The following is a 16,748-nucleotide window of genomic DNA, read 5'->3' on the forward strand; positions in this document are numbered from 1 at the left end:
CCCGACGACTGCGCCACGCCGCGTTCGCTGTTGCGCCGGCCCACAAGCCGGCCCCAAGAGAGAGCCAAGTCCTCCGATCCCGAAGTCTTGCAGAACGATCTGCCGCTGCACGCTCATCCGTTGCCGTGGCATCCACCGCGCCGTCCTGCTGTTCGATCCCTGGAAAAAAACCATGACTACGCTTGACCAAGCGCAGCCGGGCATGGCCCCCGCTGTTGCGACCGCACGTCCTCTCAACCGACAGGACTACAAGACCCTGGGCCTGTCGGCCCTGGGCGGCACCCTGGAGTTCTACGACTTCGTCGTTTTCGTTTTCTTCGCCAACGTCATCGGCAAGCTGTTCTTCCCGGCCGAGATGCCGGACTGGCTGCGCCAGTTGCAGACGCTGGGCATTTTTGCGGCGGGCTACCTGGCCCGGCCCATCGGCGGCATTCTGATTGCACACTTTGGCGACATCCTGGGCCGCAAGAAGATGTTCACGCTGTCCATCTTCCTGATGGCCGTGCCCACGCTGGTGATCGGCCTGCTGCCCACCTATGCCTCCATCGGCATTGCCGCGCCGATTTTGCTGCTGGCCATGCGCGTGCTGCAGGGCGCGGCCATTGGTGGCGAGATGCCGGGCGCCTGGGTCTTCGTGGCCGAGCATGCGCCGGCGCGTCACTATGGCTTTGCCATCGGCTCGCTGACTTCGGGCATCACGGGCGGCATTTTCCTGGGCTCCATCATCGGTGTCTGGCTCAACAGCACCTACAGCGCCGAGGAGATCCACGACTGGGCCTGGCGCATGCCCTTCATCCTGGGCGGCGTGTTCGGCCTGGTGTCGGTCTACCTGCGCAAGTTCCTGCACGAGACACCCATCTTCCAGGAGCTGATGGCACGCAAGCAGGCCGACCGCGAACTGCCGCTCAAGACCATCGTGCGCGACCACCGCCAGGCCTGCGTGCTGGTGGCGCTGATGACCTGGGTGCTGTCCACGGCCATCGTGGTGGTGGTGCTGTTCACGCCGGCCTATCTGCAGAAGGTCTTCCACATCGACGCGGCCCTGGCCATGAAGGCCAACGCCGTGGCCACGGTGACGCTGACGCTGGGCTGCGTGTTCTGGGGCTGGCTGTCCGACAAGATGGGCACGCGTGTGGCCATGGTCACGGGCTGGCTGGGCATGACGGTGACGGCCTATGCGTTCTATCTGAACCTGCCGGGCACGGCGTCCTCGCTGGTGTGGAGCTACGCGCTGGTGGGCTTTTTCGTGGGCAGCATTGCGCTGCTGCCGGTGGTGGGCGTGCGCGCCTTCCCGGCCGAGGTGCGTTTCACGGGCCTGTCCTTTGCCTACAACATGGCCTATGCGGTGTTCGGCGGCATGACGCCCATGCTGGTGTCCGTGTGGCAGCAGGTGGATGTGATGGCGCCGGCCCACTATGTGGCGGCCATGGGCATCCTGGGCGCGGCCATCGGCTTCTGGCCCCTGGCCTGCCATGGTTGGCAACCCAGGCGCGGCTGAGCTGGGCAGGGAATGAAGGGCAGCATGGCTGCCCTTTTTCTTGGGCGCCGCATGGATCGCTGACAATCCTTTCATGAGTACCACGCGACAAGAACTCCTGGCCCACTTCGACGGTTTGCTGCAGCCGGAGCGCTTCAAGGACTACGGTCCCAACGGCCTGCAGGTGGAGGGGCGCGGCGAGATCCGCCGCATCGTCAGCGGGGTGACGGCCAGCCGCGCGCTGATCGAGGCGGCCATCGAGGCGCAGGCCGATGCCATCTTCGTGCACCACGGCCTGTTCTGGCGCGGCATGGATGGCCGCATCACGGGCTGGCTCAAGGAGCGCATCCGCCTGCTGCTGGCCCACGACATCAACCTCTTTGCCTACCATCTGCCGCTGGATGCCCATCCGCAATGGGGCAACAACGCGCAGCTGGGTGTGCAGCTGGGGCTTGAGGGCCAGGCAACGTTTGGCGAGCAGAACCTGGGCTGGATGGCCGCGGCGGAGTTTGCCGACGCGGCGGCGCTGGGCAGGCATGTGGAGAAGGCGCTGGGGCGCACGCCTGTCTGCGTGGGGGGAGAGCGCTTGCCACCCATTCGCCCCATTCGCCGCATTGCCTGGTGCACGGGCGGCGCGCAAGGTTTCTTCGAGGCTGCGATTGCCGCTGGGGCCGATGCCTTCATCACGGGCGAGATTTCCGAGCCGCAGGCGCATCTGGCGCGCGAGACGGGCGTGGCCTTCCTGGCTGCCGGCCACCATGCGACCGAGCGCTACGGCGCGCCGGCCCTGGCGGGGCAGGTGGCATTGGAGCTGGGGCTGGAGCACCGTTTCATCGAGATCGACAATCCGGCCTGATGCTGGCCTGTTAGTGGCCCACTATTGGCCCGCCCAGGGGGCGAGGCCTTTTGCTGCAAGCGCGGCGCGAATGACCGGCTTGCCTGATCCGGATACTGAAAATGCCTGATTCCACACAGTCCACGACCTTGATGGCCATCACCCAGGGCGACTCTGCCGGGGTGGGGCCCGAGACCATCGCCAAGGCGTTCATGGGCGCGCCCGAGCAGATGCGCGGCTGCTTCGTCGTCGGCGAGTTGCAGACGCTGCGCCGGGCAGCCGCCGTGGCGGCGCGTGCGCGCGATGGCGACAACGCCATTCCCATGCCCGTGGCTGTCATCGAGTCGGCTGAGCAACTAAAGCAGGTGCCGCCGAACTGCATTCCCTTGCTGGAGCTGCCCGGGCTGCCCGGTCCTGCGCCCTGGGGCCAGGTGAGTGCCAGCGCTGGTGACGCGGCTGCGCGCTGCGTGGTCTGGGCCGCGCGGGCTGCCTTGCGAGGCGAAATCGCGGCTCTTGTAACGGCGCCCCTGCACAAGGAGGCGCTGCATGCTGCGGGCGTGGACTTTCCTGGTCATACCGAGCTGCTGCAGTTCGAGGCTGCGCAGCATGCGGGTGTGGGCCTTGACCGCATGCCGGTGCGCATGATGCTGGCCAACGATGAGTTGCGGACGGTGCTGGTCAGCATCCATACCTCGCTGCGCAAGGCGATCGATGCGGTAACGAAGGACAACCTGCTGCAGACCTTGCGCATCACGCATGAGGCCCTGTCGCGCAGCCTGGGCCGCCCGCCGCGGATCGGTGTGGCAGGGCTGAACCCGCATGCGGGCGAGGGCGGCCTGTTCGGCAGCGAGGAGGTCGAGATCATCGCCCCGGCCATCGGCCAGGCGCGTGCCGAGGGCCTGGACGCCCATGGACCTTTTGCGCCCGATACGGTGTTCATGCGCGCCCGCAATGCGCCCGGCCACCCCGGCGAGTTCGACGTGGTGCTGGCCATGTACCACGACCAGGGACTGATTCCCGTGAAGTACCTGGGCGTGGAAAAGGGCGTGAATGTCACATTGGGGCTGCCGCTGGTGCGCACCAGCCCGGACCACGGCACGGCTTTCGATATTGCAGGGCAGGGTCTTGCAGAGGCGAGCAGTCTGATTGAGTCCGTGCGAATGGCGCGCAAATTGGCTGCTTGAATGGCTAGCCCAAGCGCCGGGAATCTGCAGTAATGGAAAACGCCCGTGGCAACCATGCCACGGGCGTTTTGATTTGCGTCAAAACACGGATTTCAGCGCTTGAGGCTGTCGCGAATCTCGCGCAGCAGCACGATGTCTTCAGGTGTGACGGGGGCCGGCGCGGGGGCGGCCGGGGCCTCGCGGCGCAGGCGGTTGATCTGCTTGACCATCATGAAAATGATGAAGGCCAGGATGATGAAATTCACCGCCACCGTGATGAAGTTCCCATAGGCAAATACGGGGACGCCGGCCTTCTTGAGGGCATCGAGCGTCATCGCTGTTCCGGGGGGCACGCTGCCCAGCACGACGAACAGATTGGAGAAGTCCAGCTTGCCGAAAACCAGGCCAACGACCGGCATGATCAGGTCGTTTACCACGGAATCGACGATTTTGCCAAACGCTCCGCCGATGATGACGCCCACGGCGAGATCTACCACGTTTCCCTTAACTGCGAACTCACGAAATTCCTGCATCATGCCCATGGCTGGCTCCATCTGGAAAGAGTTTGAGATAGCGCAGTATTGCGCGGCTTTGGAGCCTGTCAATGTCGGAGTCGGTATGGAATAACCATACTCGCCCCGCTACAATTTATTGTTGACCCCAACTCAAGCGACGTAGTTCGAGGAACCCCATGAGTGACACTCCAATCGACTCCAGCAAGCGGACGTGGATCATCACGTCGGCGTGTGCTGGCGCGGTGGGCGGCGTGGCGACAGCCGTCCCGTTCGTGAGCACCTTCCAGCCATCCGAGAAGGCCAAGGCCGCCGGGGCTGCAGTGGAGGTCGATATCTCCGCACTCAAGGACGGCGAGAAGCTCACGGTCGAGTGGCGCGGCAAGCCAGTCTGGATCATCAAGCGCACGCCGGAACAGATCAAGGAACTGCCCGAGCTGGACAGCCAGCTGGCCGATCCCCAGTCCAAGCGCCACCCTGAAGAGTTCACGCCGCCCTACGCGATGAATGAAGCCCGATCGATCAAGCCCGAAGTGCTGGTCGTCGTCGGCATCTGCACGCACCTGGGTTGCTCGCCTTCCGACAAGTTCCAGCCCGGCGCGCAGCCTTCGCTGCCCAATGACTGGAAGGGCGGCTTCCTGTGCCCCTGCCATGGCTCGACCTTTGACATGGCTGGCCGTGTCTTCAAGAACAAGCCGGCCCCCGACAACCTGCAGGTGCCACCGCACATGTACCTGTCGGAGACCAAGCTCCTCATCGGTGAAGACAAGGCTTGAGGGAGACAAGAACAATGGCCCACGAATTCAAGGACATCGATCCGAACGCGCCTGCGGGCGCCAAGCTCACGAACTGGTTCGAGAACCGTTTTCCAACGGCTTTCGACGCCTACCGTGTGCACATGTCGGAGTACTACGCTCCGAAGAACTTCAACTTCTGGTACATCTTCGGCTCGCTGGCGCTGCTGGTGCTGGTGATCCAGATCGTCACCGGCATCTTCCTGGTGATGCACTACAAGCCGGACGCCGAGAAGGCGTTCGCCTCGGTCGAGTACATCATGCGCGATGTGCCCTGGGGCTGGCTGATCCGCTACATGCACTCCACGGGCGCGTCGGCCTTCTTCGTCGTCGTCTATCTGCACATGTTCCGCGGCCTTCTGTACGGTTCGTACCGCAAGCCGCGCGAACTGGTCTGGATCTTCGGCTGCGCCATCTTCCTGGTGCTGATGGCCGAGGCCTTCATGGGCTACCTGCTGCCCTGGGGCCAGATGTCGTATTGGGGCGCCCAGGTGATCGTGAACCTGTTCTCGGCGATCCCCTTCATCGGCCCTGACCTGGCGCTGCTGATCCGTGGTGACTACGTGGTGGGCGATGCCACGCTCAACCGCTTCTTCAGCTTCCACGTGATCGCCGTGCCCCTGGTGCTGCTGGGCCTGGTCGTGGCCCACTTGCTGGCGCTGCACGATGTGGGCTCCAACAATCCGGACGGCATCGAGATCAAGGGCCCCAACGCGCCCAAGGACGCCAAGGGCCATCCGCTGGACGGCATCCCCTTCCATCCCTACTACACGGTGCACGACATCTTCGGCGTGACGGTGTTCCTGTTCCTGTTCTCGGCCGTGGTGTTCTTCGCGCCCGAGTTCGGCGGCTACTTCCTGGAGTACAACAACTTCATTCCGGCCGATCCGCTGAAGACGCCTTCGCACATTGCGCCGGTCTGGTACTTCACGCCGTTCTACTCGATGCTGCGTGCCATCACCAGCGAGATGATGTATGTGCTGATCGCCTGCGTGTTGCTGGGTGCGGGCTTTGGCGTGCTCAAGTCGCGCCTGCCGGCCGCCGTCAAGGGCGTGGTCGCCATCGTGGCCCTGGGCGTCATCGCCATGATGTTGTCCATCGACGCCAAGTTCTGGGGCGTGCTGGTGATGGGTGGCGCCGTGATCATCCTGTTTGCGCTGCCCTGGCTCGATTGCAGCCCGGTCAAGTCCATCCGCTACCGTCCGAGCTGGCACAAGTACCTCTACGGCATCTTCGTGATCAACTTCGTGATCCTGGCCTATCTCGGTGTGCAGCCGCCTTCGCCCATCGGCGAGCGCGTGTCCCAGGTCGGAACGCTGTTCTACTTCGGCTTCTTCCTGCTGATGCCCTGGTGGAGCCGCCTGGGCAAGACCAAACCCGTTCCCGATCGTGTGACGTTCAAGCCGCACTGAAGCTGGAGAGAACAACAATGAAGAAACTGATTCTCACGTTGATCGCGGCCCTGGGCATCATGACCGGTGCACAGGCTTCCGAAGGCGGCATCGCCTGGGACAAGGCCCCGGGCAAGACCAATGACACAGCATCGCTGCAAAACGGCGCCAAGCTGTTCGTCAACTACTGCCTGAGCTGCCACTCGGCCGCATTCATGCGCTTCAACCGGCTGCAGGACATCGGGCTGACCGAGCAGGAAATCAAGGACAACCTGCTGTTCACCACCGACAAGGTGGGCGAGACCATGAAGGCGGCCATCAACCCGAAGGAAGCCAAGGAGTGGTTCGGTGCCAATCCGCCGGATCTGACGGTGATCGCGCGCTCGCGCGCAGGCCACAACGGCACGGGCGCCGACTATCTCTACACCTTCCTGCGCACCTTCTACCGCGATGACACCAAGGCCACGGGCTGGAACAACCTGGCCTTCCCCAGCGTGGGCATGCCCCATGCACTGTGGCAACTGCAGGGCGAGCGCCGTGCCATCTTCGAAGAAGCCGAAGAGCACGGCGTGAAGACCCAGGTTTTCAAGGGGTGGGAGCAGGTCTCTCCCGGCTCCATGAGCCCAGTGCAGTACGATCAGGCAGTTGGCGATCTGGTGAACTACCTGCAATGGATGGGTGAGCCGGCACAGAACAGCCGCATCCGCATTGGCGTGGGCGTGCTGCTTTTCCTGGCGGTCTTCATCTTCATTGCATGGCGCCTCAACGCCGCGTTCTGGAAAGACGTCAAATAAAACCGTGACTGCAGAAGGTCGTGCAAGCGATTGCGCGGCTGAACTGTGTGCAGAGTGGGCGCCGCGAGCGACCCACTCTTTTTGATTTTTAGGAGCCTCCACCATGATGGTGCTTTATTCGGGAACGACCTGCCCCTTTTCACACCGTTGCCGTTTCGTCCTGTTCGAAAAAGGCATGGACTTCGAGATCCGCGATGTGGACCTGTTCAGCAAGCCTGAAGACATCAGCGTGATGAACCCGTACGGCCAGGTGCCCATCCTGGTCGAGCGCGACCTGATCCTGTACGAATCGAACATCATCAACGAGTACATCGACGAGCGCTTCCCGCATCCCCAGCTGATGCCCGGCGACCCGGTGGACCGCGCCCGCGTGCGCCTGTTCCTGCTGAACTTCGAGAAGGAACTGTTCGTGCACGTGAGCACGCTCGAGGAGCGCAACGTCAAGGGCAACGAAAAGGCCATCGAAAAGGCGCGCGCCCATATCCGCGACCGCCTGACGCAACTGGCTCCCGTGTTCCTCAAGAACAAGTACATGCTGGGCGAGAACTTCTCCATGCTGGACGTGGCCATTGCCCCGCTGCTGTGGCGCCTGGACTACTACGGCATCGAGGTGTCCAAGAACGCCGCCCCGCTGCTCAAGTACGCCGAGCGCATCTTCTCGCGCCCTGCCTACATCGAAGCGCTGACGCCTTCCGAGAAGGTGATGCGCAAATAATTCGCATCGGTTGACGACTGATTGCGCGGGCAGGGAAGGCGGTCAACCGGTCGCCATCCTGCCCGTTTTCGTATTACGACCACTCTTTTCCTGGGATCGTCATGACTGCCCCCGAAGCAACTTCCACCCGCCCCTACCTGATCCGGGCCCTGTACGAGTGGTGCACCGACAACGGCTTCACACCCCACATCGCAGTGCGCGTGGACCGCAACGTGCAGGTGCCGCGCGAGTTCGTGCGCGACGGCGAGATCGTGCTCAACGTCAGCTACGACGCCACCAGCGGCCTGCAGATGGGCAATGACTTCATCAGCTTCACGGCCCGCTTTGGCGGCAAGCCACGCGAAATCATGGTGCCTGTCGAGCAGGTGATGGCCATCTACGCACGGGAGACCGGCCAAGGCATGGCTTTCCCGGCACCGGAGTCGGATGCCGACGCCGACAACGAAGTTTCGGTCGAGCAGGAATCCGATGAGCCTGTGTCGCAGGACGCAGCTGCTGAAGTGCCGGCCGAGCCAGCTGCCGACGAACGCGTGGTGCAGCTGGTGAGTATCCAGAACGAGGGTGATGATGAAGAGCCCCCGCGCACGCCGCCGCCCTCGGGCACGCGGCCCTCGCTGAAGCTGGTGAAGTAGGTTTTTCGTACCCTGGGCCTGCGATCACGCGCGCAAGCGTGTTCGCAGGCGCCGGGAACGGCTGAAGCGGTCTTTTTCTGCGCTAGAATTCGTGCTTCGCCGGTTTAGCTCAGTTGGTAGAGCACCCGCCTTGTAAGCGGTAGGTCGTCAGTTCGAATCCGACAACCGGCACCAAAAGGTCTCCTTCGGAGGCCTTTTTTCATTGCTTTCTTCATTTTTGGCCGCGTTTGTTTCAGCGGCCGATCAGGCCTGCACTTTGAGCCGGATCTCGGTCACATCCCATCCCTTGGTGCGCAGGTGGGCGGCCATGGCGGGCAGCAACTGGCGGATCTTGGCGGCGGCCGCATTGTTTCGCACCAGCAGGCACCAGGTGCTGCCCTCGATGGGGCCTGCCTGCAGGCTGGCGCGCAGCAGCGGCGGCACCAGGGGCAGGATGGCCGTCAGGCGATTGCTGGAGTCCCGGGTGAGTTGTGCGAGCCGCGCCAGCGTGGGCGAGTTCTCGACGGCGTGCAGGGCGGTGACGGCGTGGTGGCGGCGTGTGAAGGTCATGGGCTTGAAGGGCTGGACTGGCAGCGTTGGCATGCGCCGGCCCGGAGGGTCGTTATAGCAGCATCTGCGGGGTGGCGCGGGTCCGGGGATTCGGGTTCGGGGTTGTGCGGCTGCATGCGTCGGCCTGCCTGAGAGAGGGTTGGACAGAGGCAGTTAGAATCAATTGTTCGGTTCTCGCTTCGGCCCGGTCGCATGTGTTCTTCAGAAGAGCACTTGCAGGCAGGTGGAGCGGCCCCATCTGAAATCCAACAATCTAGGGATTCCAGGCACACCGCAGTCCGCTTCAGCGGGCGGCGGTGTGTCTTTTTCGCATGGCCACCAACTTCCTCACCAAACTATTCGGCAGCCGAAACGATCGGCTTCTCAAGCAATACCGCAAGACGGTTGTTCGCATCAATGCGATGGAGCCCGACTACGAGAAGCTCAGCGACGAGGCTCTGCGTGCAAAGACGCAGGAGTTCAAGGAACGTGTGGCCAAGGGCGAGTCGCTGGACGACCTGCTGCCCGAAGCCTTCGCCGTGGTGCGCGAGGGCTCCAAGCGCGTCATGAAGATGCGCCACTTCGACGTTCAGCTGCTGGGCGGCATGGCGCTGCACTACGGCAAGATCGCCGAAATGCGCACCGGCGAAGGCAAGACGCTGACCGCCACGCTGCCGGTCTACCTGAACGCACTGTCGGGCAATGGCGTGCACGTGGTGACCGTGAACGACTATCTGGCCAATCGCGATGCGACCTGGATGGCCAAGCTGTACAACTTCCTCGGACTGTCGGTGGGCATCAACCTGCCCAACATGCCGCGCGAGGAAAAGCAGGCCGCCTACAACAGCGACATCACCTACGGCACGAACAACGAATACGGCTTCGACTACCTGCGCGACAACATGGTCTACGAGTCGAGCGACCGCGTTCAGCGCGTGCTCAACTACGCCATCGTCGACGAGGTGGACTCCATCCTGATCGATGAGGCCCGCACGCCGCTGATCATCAGCGGCCAAGCCGAAGACCACACGGCCATGTACATGGCCATGAACAAGATCGTTCCCAACCTGGTGCGCCAGGAAGGCGAGGCCGACCCGCGCACCGGCGAGGGCGTGACCAAGCCCGGCGACTTCACCGTGGACGAGAAGAGCCACCAGGTGTTCCTGACCGACCAGGGCTACGAGGCTGCAGAGCGCCTGCTGGGCCACGCCGGCATGATTGCCGAGGGCGCCTCGCTGTACGACCCGGCCAACATCACCCTGGTCCACCATCTCTACGCGGCGCTGCGTGCCAACAACCTCTACCACCGTGACCAGCACTATGTGGTGCAGAACGGCGAGATCGTCATCGTTGACGAGTTCACGGGCCGCCTGATGGCAGGCCGGCGCTGGAGCGATGGCCTGCACCAGGCGGTTGAGGCCAAGGAAGGCGTGACCATCCAGGCCGAGAACCAGACCATGGCCTCGATCACCTTCCAGAACTACTTCCGTCTCTACGGCAAGCTGGCAGGCATGACGGGCACGGCCGATACCGAGGCCTACGAATTCCAGGAAATCTATGGTCTCGAGACCATGGTGATTCCGCCCAACCGTCCCAGCAAGCGCGACGACCAGCTCGACCGTGTCTACAAGACCACACGCGAGAAGTACGAGGCGGCGATCCGCGATATCCGTGAATGCCATGAGCGCGGCCAGCCCGTGCTGGTGGGCACGACTTCGATTGAGAACTCCGAAATCATCGACGAGCTGCTCAACAAGGAAAACCTGCCCCATCAGGTGCTCAACGCCAAGCAGCACGAGCGCGAGGCCGACATCGTGGCCCAGGCCGGCCGTCCCGGCATGATCACCATCGCCACCAACATGGCCGGCCGCGGCACCGACATCGTGCTGGGCGGCAACATCGAAAAGCAGGTGGCTGCTGTCGAGGCCGATGAATCCCTGTCCGAAGCCGAACGCCAGCAGCGCATCGAACAAATGCGCGCCGACTGGAAGATCGAGCACGACAAGGTCTCGGCCCTGGGTGGCCTGCGCATCATCGCCACCGAGCGCCATGAATCGCGTCGTATCGACAACCAGCTGCGTGGCCGTTCGGGCCGCCAGGGCGATCCCGGCTCCTCGCGCTTTTACCTGAGCCTGGACGATGCGCTGATGCGCATCTTCGCGGGCGACCGTGTGCGTGCCATCATGGACCGCCTGAAGATGCCCGATGGCGAAGCCATCGAGGCCGGCATCGTGACCCGCTCCATCGAAGGCGCTCAGCGCAAGGTCGAGGCCCGCAACTTCGACATCCGCAAGCAGCTGCTCGAATACGACGACGTGTCCAACGACCAGCGCAAGGTGATCTACCAGCAGCGCAACGAGATCCTCGACGCCTCGGACCTGTACGAGATGATCACGGTGATGCGCGACGACGTGGTGTCCGATCTGGTGCGCCAGTACGTTCCTGCCGAGTCCATGGAAGAGCAGTGGGATCTGGCCGGTCTGGAAAAGGCGCTGGAAAGCGAATGGCGCATCCAGCTGCCGCTGCAGTCGCAGGTGCAGTCCGCGCACGCCATCACCGACGAGGAAATCCTCGAAAAGGTGCTGCAGGCCGCCCGCGAAGTATTCGATGCCAAGGTCGAGCTGATCGGCCGCGAGAACTTCACGCAATTCCAGCGCGCCGTTCTGCTGCAAAGCTTCGACACCAACTGGCGTGACCACCTGTCTGCGCTCGACTATCTGCGCCAGGGCATCCACCTGCGCGGCTATGCGCAAAAGCAGCCCAAGCAGGAATACAAGCGCGAAGCCTTCGAGCTGTTCCGCCAGCTCATCGACCAGGTCAAGACCGAAGTCACGCGCGTGCTGATGACCGTGCAGGTGCAGTCGCGCGAACAGGTGGAGCAGGCCACCGAGGCCCTGGAGCAGCGCAGCGCCCACAGCCTGGAGCACATGACCTATGGCGCTCCGTCGGATGGCGACATCGGTGGCTCCGTCGAGGACGAGCCGCTGGAGCTGCCCGAAGGCGCTCGCGTGGGCCGCAATGATCCCTGCCCCTGCGGCAGCGGCAAGAAGTACAAGCAGTGCCACGGCAAGCTGTCGTGATGCGGCGGGCGTCGTAAGACACCGCAAGACACGGAAAACGGCACGGATGCACTCCGTGCCGTTTTCTTTTTTAAGGTCGATGAAATACGTGCCGCTCCGGTTTGTTCCGATAATGGAGCGCGTTTTTCTTTCACTGTAGGAAGCCCTCAATGCCTGTGAATCTCTCCGCTCCCGTGCACGCCGACCTGTTGGCGATCGACGGCGTTCGCATCGGCGTCACCGAAGCCGGTGTGCGCAAGGCCAACCGCAAGGACCTGTCCGTGTTCCTGCTCGACGAGGGCGCTTCGGTGGCTGGCGTGTTCACACAGAACCGTTTCTGCGCAGCGCCTGTGCAGGTCAGCCGCGAGCATCTGGTTCAGACAGCGGGCGCCATCCGTGCCATGGTCATCAACACAGGCAATGCCAATGCAGGCACCGGCGCCGACGGCCTGGCACGTGCGCGCCGTACCTGCGCAGATCTGGCAGCGCTGCTGCAGCTCAAGCCCGAGCAGATCCTGCCGTTCTCCACTGGCGTGATCATGGAAGAGCTGCCTGTGGACCGCATTGCAGCCGGCCTGCCGGCCGCCATTGCTGCAGCCAAGGCCGACAACTGGGGCACGGCTGCCGAGGGCATCATGACCACCGACACCCTGCCCAAGGCCTTCAGCCGGGCCGTGGACATTGGCGGCAAGCGCGTGAGCATCACCGGCATCAGCAAGGGCGCGGGCATGATCCGCCCCAACATGGCGACCATGCTGGGCTTTCTGGCCACCGATGCGGCCATCGCTCCCGAGCTGCTGCAGCCCCTGGTCAAGGAACTGGCCGACGGCTCGTTCAACCGCGTGACCATCGACGGCGACACATCGACCAACGATTCCTTTGTGCTGGTGGCCACGCACAAGGCCGGCAATGCGCAGATCACTTCGCTGACCAGCGCCGAAGGCCAGGCCCTGAAGGCTGCATTGCTGGATGTGTCGCGTTTGCTGGCCCAGGCCATCGTGCGCGATGGCGAAGGTGCCACCAAGTTCATCACCGTCAAGGTGGAAGGTGGCAAGACCGAGGCCGAGTGCCGCCTTGTGGCCTACTCCATCGCGCATTCGCCCCTGGTCAAGACGGCGTTCTTTGCCAGCGACCCGAACCTGGGCCGCATCCTCGCGGCGGTTGGCTATGCTAGCATCGACGATCTGGACCAGACCAAGATCGACCTGTACCTGAACGATGTGCATGTCGCAGTCAATGGCGGCCGCAACCCTGCCTATCAGGAGGAAGACGGCCAGCGCGTGATGAAGCAGCAGGAGATCATCGTGCGCGTGCTACTGGGCCGAGGGGAGGCCGAGCAGACCGTGTGGACCTGCGATCTGAGCCACGACTACGTGAGCATCAACGCCGACTACCGCTCCTGACTCTCCACCCACCGTGCCGCCGGCAGCCGCAGGCCTTGTGCCTGGCTGCTGCCAGCTTTCAATGGCGGCCGGCGCGCAAAAGCTCTGGCGTTGGCATGAGATCCATCTCGATTCCCGGGCATATCCAGCGTCGGTGGCCGTGAGATCCGTATTCGAGAGACATCCATGACATTGCCCACAGAAGCCGTCGCCGCCCCTTTGCTGCAATTGGTGCAGCGCGCCGAGCAGCTGATGCAGCGCATCGAGGCCATCCTGCCCCAGCCGCTGCAATCCCCTGCAGACTGGAATACCGCCATCGCCTGGCGCTATCGCAAGCGCGCCAACGGCTGCGGTTTGCTGGAGCCCGTGCGCCACGTCGGCGCCATGCAACTGTCCGACCTGCAGAACATCGATGTGCAAAAGGACAAGATCGCGCGCAACACCGAGCAGTTCGTGACCGGCCGCACGGCCAACAACGTGCTGCTCACCGGCGCGCGCGGCACGGGCAAATCCTCGCTGATCCGTGCCTGCCTGCATGCCTTTGCGTCGCAGGGCCTGCGCCTGATCGAGGTGGACAAGGCCGATCTGACCGACCTGCCCGACATCGTCGATGTGGTGGCCGGCCGGCCCGAGAAGTTCATCATCTATTGCGACGACCTGAGCTTTGAGGAAGGCGAGCCTGGCTACAAGGCCCTGAAGTCCATTCTGGATGGATCGGTCAGCGCCGCCAGCCCGAACGTGCTGGTCTATGCGACCAGCAATCGCCGCCACCTGCTGCCGGAGTACCAGTCCGAGAATCTGACCTACCAGCGCGGCGAGAATGGCGAGCTGCATCCCGGCGAGGTGATTGAGGAAAAGATCTCGCTGTCCGAGCGCTTCGGCCTGTGGGTGAGCTTCTATCCCTTCAGCCAGGACGAGTACCTGCGCGTGGTGGCGCAATGGCTGGAGGCCCTGGGACTGGACCATGCCACGATCGAGGCCGCGCGTCCTGAGGCCCTGGTCTGGGCGCTGGAGCGTGGCTCGCGCAGCGGCCGTGTGGCCCATCAGTTCGCCCGTGACTATGCGGGCCGCGCCGAGCGCCCGAACCAGCGCCAGACCGGCATCGCCGATGTCCAAGGGCTGGCCGAAGAGGCCGAACTCTGACAAGCCTGCTGCCTGGCCTTGGGGTCGGGCGGTTTTTTGCGAAAGATCAAGTGACTGAAAAAGAAATCTCCCTGAACACCGGCGCCGATGCTGCCCAGTCTCAAACGCCGTCTCAAGCGCCGGCCCAGCGCAAGCACACAGAAGTCGCCGTTGGCGTGCTCCTGCGCGAGTCCGATGGTGCGCTGCTGATCACCAGCCGGCCGCCGGGCAAGCCCTATGCCGGCTATTGGGAGTTCCCTGGTGGGAAGATTGAAGCCGGCGAGACCGTGGAGCAGGCATTGCGTCGCGAGCTTCAGGAAGAGCTGGGCGTCGAGATCGCAGCAGCCCCCGTCTGGAAGGTGACCGAGCATGACTATCCGCATGCCCTGGTGCGCCTGCACTGGTGCAAGATCACGCGTTGGAGCGGGGAGTTCGAGATGCGAGAAGGCCAGCAGATGGCCTGGCAGCAACTTCCGCTGCAGGTGCAGCCAGTGCTGCCTGGCGCCTATCCGGTGCTGCAATGGCTCAGCGAGGAACGCGGGCTGCCTTTTGATGCCGGCTTCTACGAGGCAGGCCAACCGAAAGTCTGATCAGGCCTGATCAGGGTTCAGTACGAGGATCGCCGAAGGGCGAATCCTCGGGAGGCATGGGCGCAGGCACGCGGAATTCCTCGTTGGCCCAGGCCCCGAGGTCGATCTGGTAGCAGCGCTCGCTGCAAAAGGGCCGAAAGCGGTTGGCCGGCGCGAACAGGCTGGGACCGCTGCAGGTTGGGCAGCGCACCGTGGGCCCTGCGGATGCGGATGATGCATCGACAGAGGGCGTGGCTTTCGTGGACATGCCGGCAGTCTTTTCCATCAGCTGCAAAGCGTGACCTCGAACGAGGCATCTTCGCTGCAAGGCTGGGGTTTGGCGCCGCTCTCGGGGCGAAGCAGGCGCACTGAAACCAGCAGGCGATTGCCGCTGATTTCCGGAACAAGATTCAATGCCGGGTCTATGCGAAGGCGCAGCAGCTGAAAGCTGCGACCGGGCGGCATGGCCTGCTGGAACACGCCCTTTTCTGCGGCCACCCATTGCGGCACGCCGGTTTCGCGCAGCATCTTGAGCAGCAGCTGCAGCGACTGACCCAGCGGGGTCAGTGTGCTGGCCCAGTCCTCCAGATCACGCAGTCGCACCTGGGGATCATGGAACTGCCAGGCGTGATAGGCCGGCAAATCGAAACCGCAGGTGCCGCCAGGGATGCCGATGCGGCTGCGCACGGCCATCAGCCATTCGTTGTCGGTCAGGGACTGGCCGGCCTTTCCGTTCTGGGCATTGAGCTGGGCAAAGCACTGCTCCACATGGCGGGACACCTGGTCGAGCATGTGCTCGGCGATATCGGGGTTGCCGCGCAGGCTGTCGAGCAGGCTTTTGTGGCGTTCGAGGTCCTTGAGCACGTCCGTCTTCAGGTCGGTGCGTGCTGCCACGTCCATGATCTCGAAGATGGTGACCAGCGCGAAATGGTGATCGATGGAATGAGCGCGCGACAGCAGCTCGCCCAGGCGGCGATACAGCTGCTCCAGCCTGAGGTAGGTCCTCAGGCGCTCATTGAAGGGATATTCGTACAGGATCACGCTTGCTGGGCTCCTCGGGGTGCTCAGGAATCAGCTGTCTACGTCGTGCACATGCTGAATTACACGCACAGGCCAAGCCATGGCGTGCATCATAGCCCGAACCATGCCGAGATTCGATCGGTGCATGCGTGCAAAGCCTCTATCGTCATGGCTTCGTCGTTGTAGATCACCCAGTCGGCTGCCGCCAGCCGTGCCGCGCGGGTGGCCTGGGCGGCGATGATGGCTTGCACGGCATCGCGGGGCAATTCGTTGCGGGCCATGACGCGTGCGATCTGTGTTTCCGTCCGGCAGTCCACGACCAGCACGGCATCGAGCAGGGCAGGCCAGCGGCCGGACTCCACAAGCAGCGGGATGTCATGCACGATGAGCGCGCATCCGGCATCGGTGGCCTGCTGCACTTCAAGGGCCGTTTGCCGAGCCACCAGAGGATGGATGATGGCTTCCAACTGCTGGCGTGCGGCAGGCTGCTGGAAGACCAGTTCGCGCATGCGCGCACGGTCCAGAGCACCGTTCGCATCGATCAGTTCAGGTCCGAAGCTGCGCGCAATCTCGGGCAATGCGGCACCTGCCGGGGCGGTGAGGCTGCGCGAGATCTGGTCGGCATCGATGATGCTTGCTCCGCGCAAGGCAAGCTGTGCGGCCACGGTGCTCTTGCCGCTGCCGATGCCGCCGGTCAGGCCCAGCCGGAAAGGGCGCGGGTGCGGACGTGGTGGCGGGGCGTTGCTGGATTCCAT

The 16,748-nt window shown here is 63.6% G+C and carries 17 protein-coding genes and 1 tRNA gene; 13 read left to right on the forward strand and 5 right to left on the reverse strand.

Annotated features, from left to right (window positions below; all coding sequences use genetic code 11):
• Positions 1-172 precede the first annotated feature (172 nt).
• The 3 genes from IB269_RS00055 to pdxA all read left to right on the forward strand — a co-directional run bounded on the left by IB269_RS00055 (position 173) and on the right by pdxA (position 3,496).
• Positions 173-1,498: an MFS transporter gene (locus tag IB269_RS00055; protein ID WP_034396936.1), complete on the forward strand. Its 1,326-nt coding sequence runs from the start codon at positions 173-175 to the stop codon at positions 1,496-1,498.
• A 73-nt stretch (positions 1,499-1,571) separates the two neighbouring features.
• Positions 1,572-2,333: a Nif3-like dinuclear metal center hexameric protein gene (locus tag IB269_RS00060; RefSeq protein ID WP_192366141.1), complete on the forward strand. Its 762-nt coding sequence runs from the start codon at positions 1,572-1,574 to the stop codon at positions 2,331-2,333.
• 101 nt (positions 2,334-2,434) lie between these two features.
• Complete coding sequence (gene pdxA / locus IB269_RS00065; protein ID WP_192366144.1) at positions 2,435-3,496, forward strand: 4-hydroxythreonine-4-phosphate dehydrogenase PdxA; 1,062 nt, start codon at positions 2,435-2,437, stop codon at positions 3,494-3,496.
• Between the two features lie 92 nt (positions 3,497-3,588).
• Here pdxA and mscL read toward each other — a convergent pair whose 3' ends face one another.
• Complete coding sequence (gene mscL / locus IB269_RS00070) at positions 3,589-4,017, reverse strand: large conductance mechanosensitive channel protein MscL (protein ID WP_012207302.1); 429 nt, start codon at positions 4,015-4,017, stop codon at positions 3,589-3,591.
• A gap of 149 nt (positions 4,018-4,166) precedes the next feature.
• On the opposite strand from mscL, the gene petA reads away from it, so the two are divergent.
• The 6 genes from petA to IB269_RS00100 all read left to right on the forward strand — a co-directional run bounded on the left by petA (position 4,167) and on the right by IB269_RS00100 (position 8,487).
• Positions 4,167-4,763 carry a ubiquinol-cytochrome c reductase iron-sulfur subunit gene (petA, locus tag IB269_RS00075; protein ID WP_012207301.1) on the forward strand — a complete coding sequence of 199 codons (597 nt, stop codon included), beginning with the start codon at positions 4,167-4,169 and terminating at the stop codon, positions 4,761-4,763.
• A gap of 14 nt (positions 4,764-4,777) precedes the next feature.
• On the forward strand, positions 4,778-6,193 hold the full coding sequence (locus IB269_RS00080) for a cytochrome b (protein WP_013800811.1): 1,416 nt from the start codon (positions 4,778-4,780) through the stop codon (positions 6,191-6,193).
• A gap of 17 nt (positions 6,194-6,210) precedes the next feature.
• Complete coding sequence (locus IB269_RS00085; RefSeq protein WP_012207299.1) at positions 6,211-6,966, forward strand: cytochrome c1; 756 nt, start codon at positions 6,211-6,213, stop codon at positions 6,964-6,966.
• A 103-nt stretch (positions 6,967-7,069) separates the two neighbouring features.
• Positions 7,070-7,681 carry a glutathione S-transferase N-terminal domain-containing protein gene (locus tag IB269_RS00090; protein WP_012207298.1) on the forward strand — a complete coding sequence of 204 codons (612 nt, stop codon included), beginning with the start codon at positions 7,070-7,072 and terminating at the stop codon, positions 7,679-7,681.
• Between the two features lie 101 nt (positions 7,682-7,782).
• A complete protein-coding gene (locus tag IB269_RS00095; RefSeq protein ID WP_065345739.1) occupies positions 7,783-8,313 on the forward strand; it encodes a ClpXP protease specificity-enhancing factor in 531 nt (176 codons plus the stop codon).
• 98 nt (positions 8,314-8,411) lie between these two features.
• Positions 8,412-8,487: transfer RNA gene (locus IB269_RS00100), tRNA-Thr, on the forward strand.
• A 69-nt stretch (positions 8,488-8,556) separates the two neighbouring features.
• Here the strand turns inward: IB269_RS00100 and IB269_RS00105 are convergent.
• Positions 8,557-8,862 (reverse strand): hypothetical protein, encoded by a 306-nt coding sequence (locus IB269_RS00105; RefSeq protein WP_034396930.1) that lies wholly within the window; start codon positions 8,860-8,862, stop codon positions 8,557-8,559.
• Positions 8,863-9,173: 311 nt separating this feature from the next.
• Between IB269_RS00105 and secA the strand changes: the two genes are divergently transcribed.
• The 4 genes from secA to IB269_RS00125 all read left to right on the forward strand — a co-directional run bounded on the left by secA (position 9,174) and on the right by IB269_RS00125 (position 14,994).
• A complete protein-coding gene (gene secA, locus IB269_RS00110; protein ID WP_192366146.1) occupies positions 9,174-11,921 on the forward strand; it encodes a preprotein translocase subunit SecA in 2,748 nt (915 codons plus the stop codon).
• A gap of 149 nt (positions 11,922-12,070) precedes the next feature.
• A complete protein-coding gene (gene argJ / locus IB269_RS00115; protein ID WP_180318877.1) occupies positions 12,071-13,303 on the forward strand; it encodes a bifunctional glutamate N-acetyltransferase/amino-acid acetyltransferase ArgJ in 1,233 nt (410 codons plus the stop codon).
• A gap of 165 nt (positions 13,304-13,468) precedes the next feature.
• Complete coding sequence (locus IB269_RS00120; protein ID WP_192366147.1) at positions 13,469-14,425, forward strand: ATP-binding protein; 957 nt, start codon at positions 13,469-13,471, stop codon at positions 14,423-14,425.
• Between the two features lie 50 nt (positions 14,426-14,475).
• The gene (locus IB269_RS00125; RefSeq protein WP_192366148.1) at positions 14,476-14,994 is read left to right on the forward strand and encodes a (deoxy)nucleoside triphosphate pyrophosphohydrolase; all 519 of its coding nucleotides are present in this window, start codon (positions 14,476-14,478) and stop codon (positions 14,992-14,994) included.
• A 10-nt stretch (positions 14,995-15,004) separates the two neighbouring features.
• On the opposite strand, the gene IB269_RS00130 is transcribed toward IB269_RS00125, so the two are convergent.
• The 3 genes from IB269_RS00130 to coaE all read right to left on the reverse strand — a co-directional run bounded on the left by IB269_RS00130 (position 15,005) and on the right by coaE (position 16,748).
• Positions 15,005-15,241 carry a DNA gyrase inhibitor YacG gene (locus IB269_RS00130; RefSeq protein ID WP_123691054.1) on the reverse strand — a complete coding sequence of 79 codons (237 nt, stop codon included), beginning with the start codon at positions 15,239-15,241 and terminating at the stop codon, positions 15,005-15,007.
• A gap of 17 nt (positions 15,242-15,258) precedes the next feature.
• The gene (gene zapD / locus IB269_RS00135; RefSeq protein WP_012207290.1) at positions 15,259-16,014 is read right to left on the reverse strand and encodes a cell division protein ZapD; all 756 of its coding nucleotides are present in this window, start codon (positions 16,012-16,014) and stop codon (positions 15,259-15,261) included.
• An 89-nt stretch (positions 16,015-16,103) separates the two neighbouring features.
• Positions 16,104-16,748 (reverse strand): dephospho-CoA kinase, encoded by a 645-nt coding sequence (gene coaE / locus IB269_RS00140; RefSeq protein WP_192366149.1) that lies wholly within the window; start codon positions 16,746-16,748, stop codon positions 16,104-16,106.

It is taken from the genome of Delftia sp. DLF01, assembly GCF_014852125.1.
In the GTDB taxonomy this organism is placed as follows: domain Bacteria; phylum Pseudomonadota; class Gammaproteobacteria; order Burkholderiales; family Burkholderiaceae_C; genus Comamonas; species Comamonas acidovorans.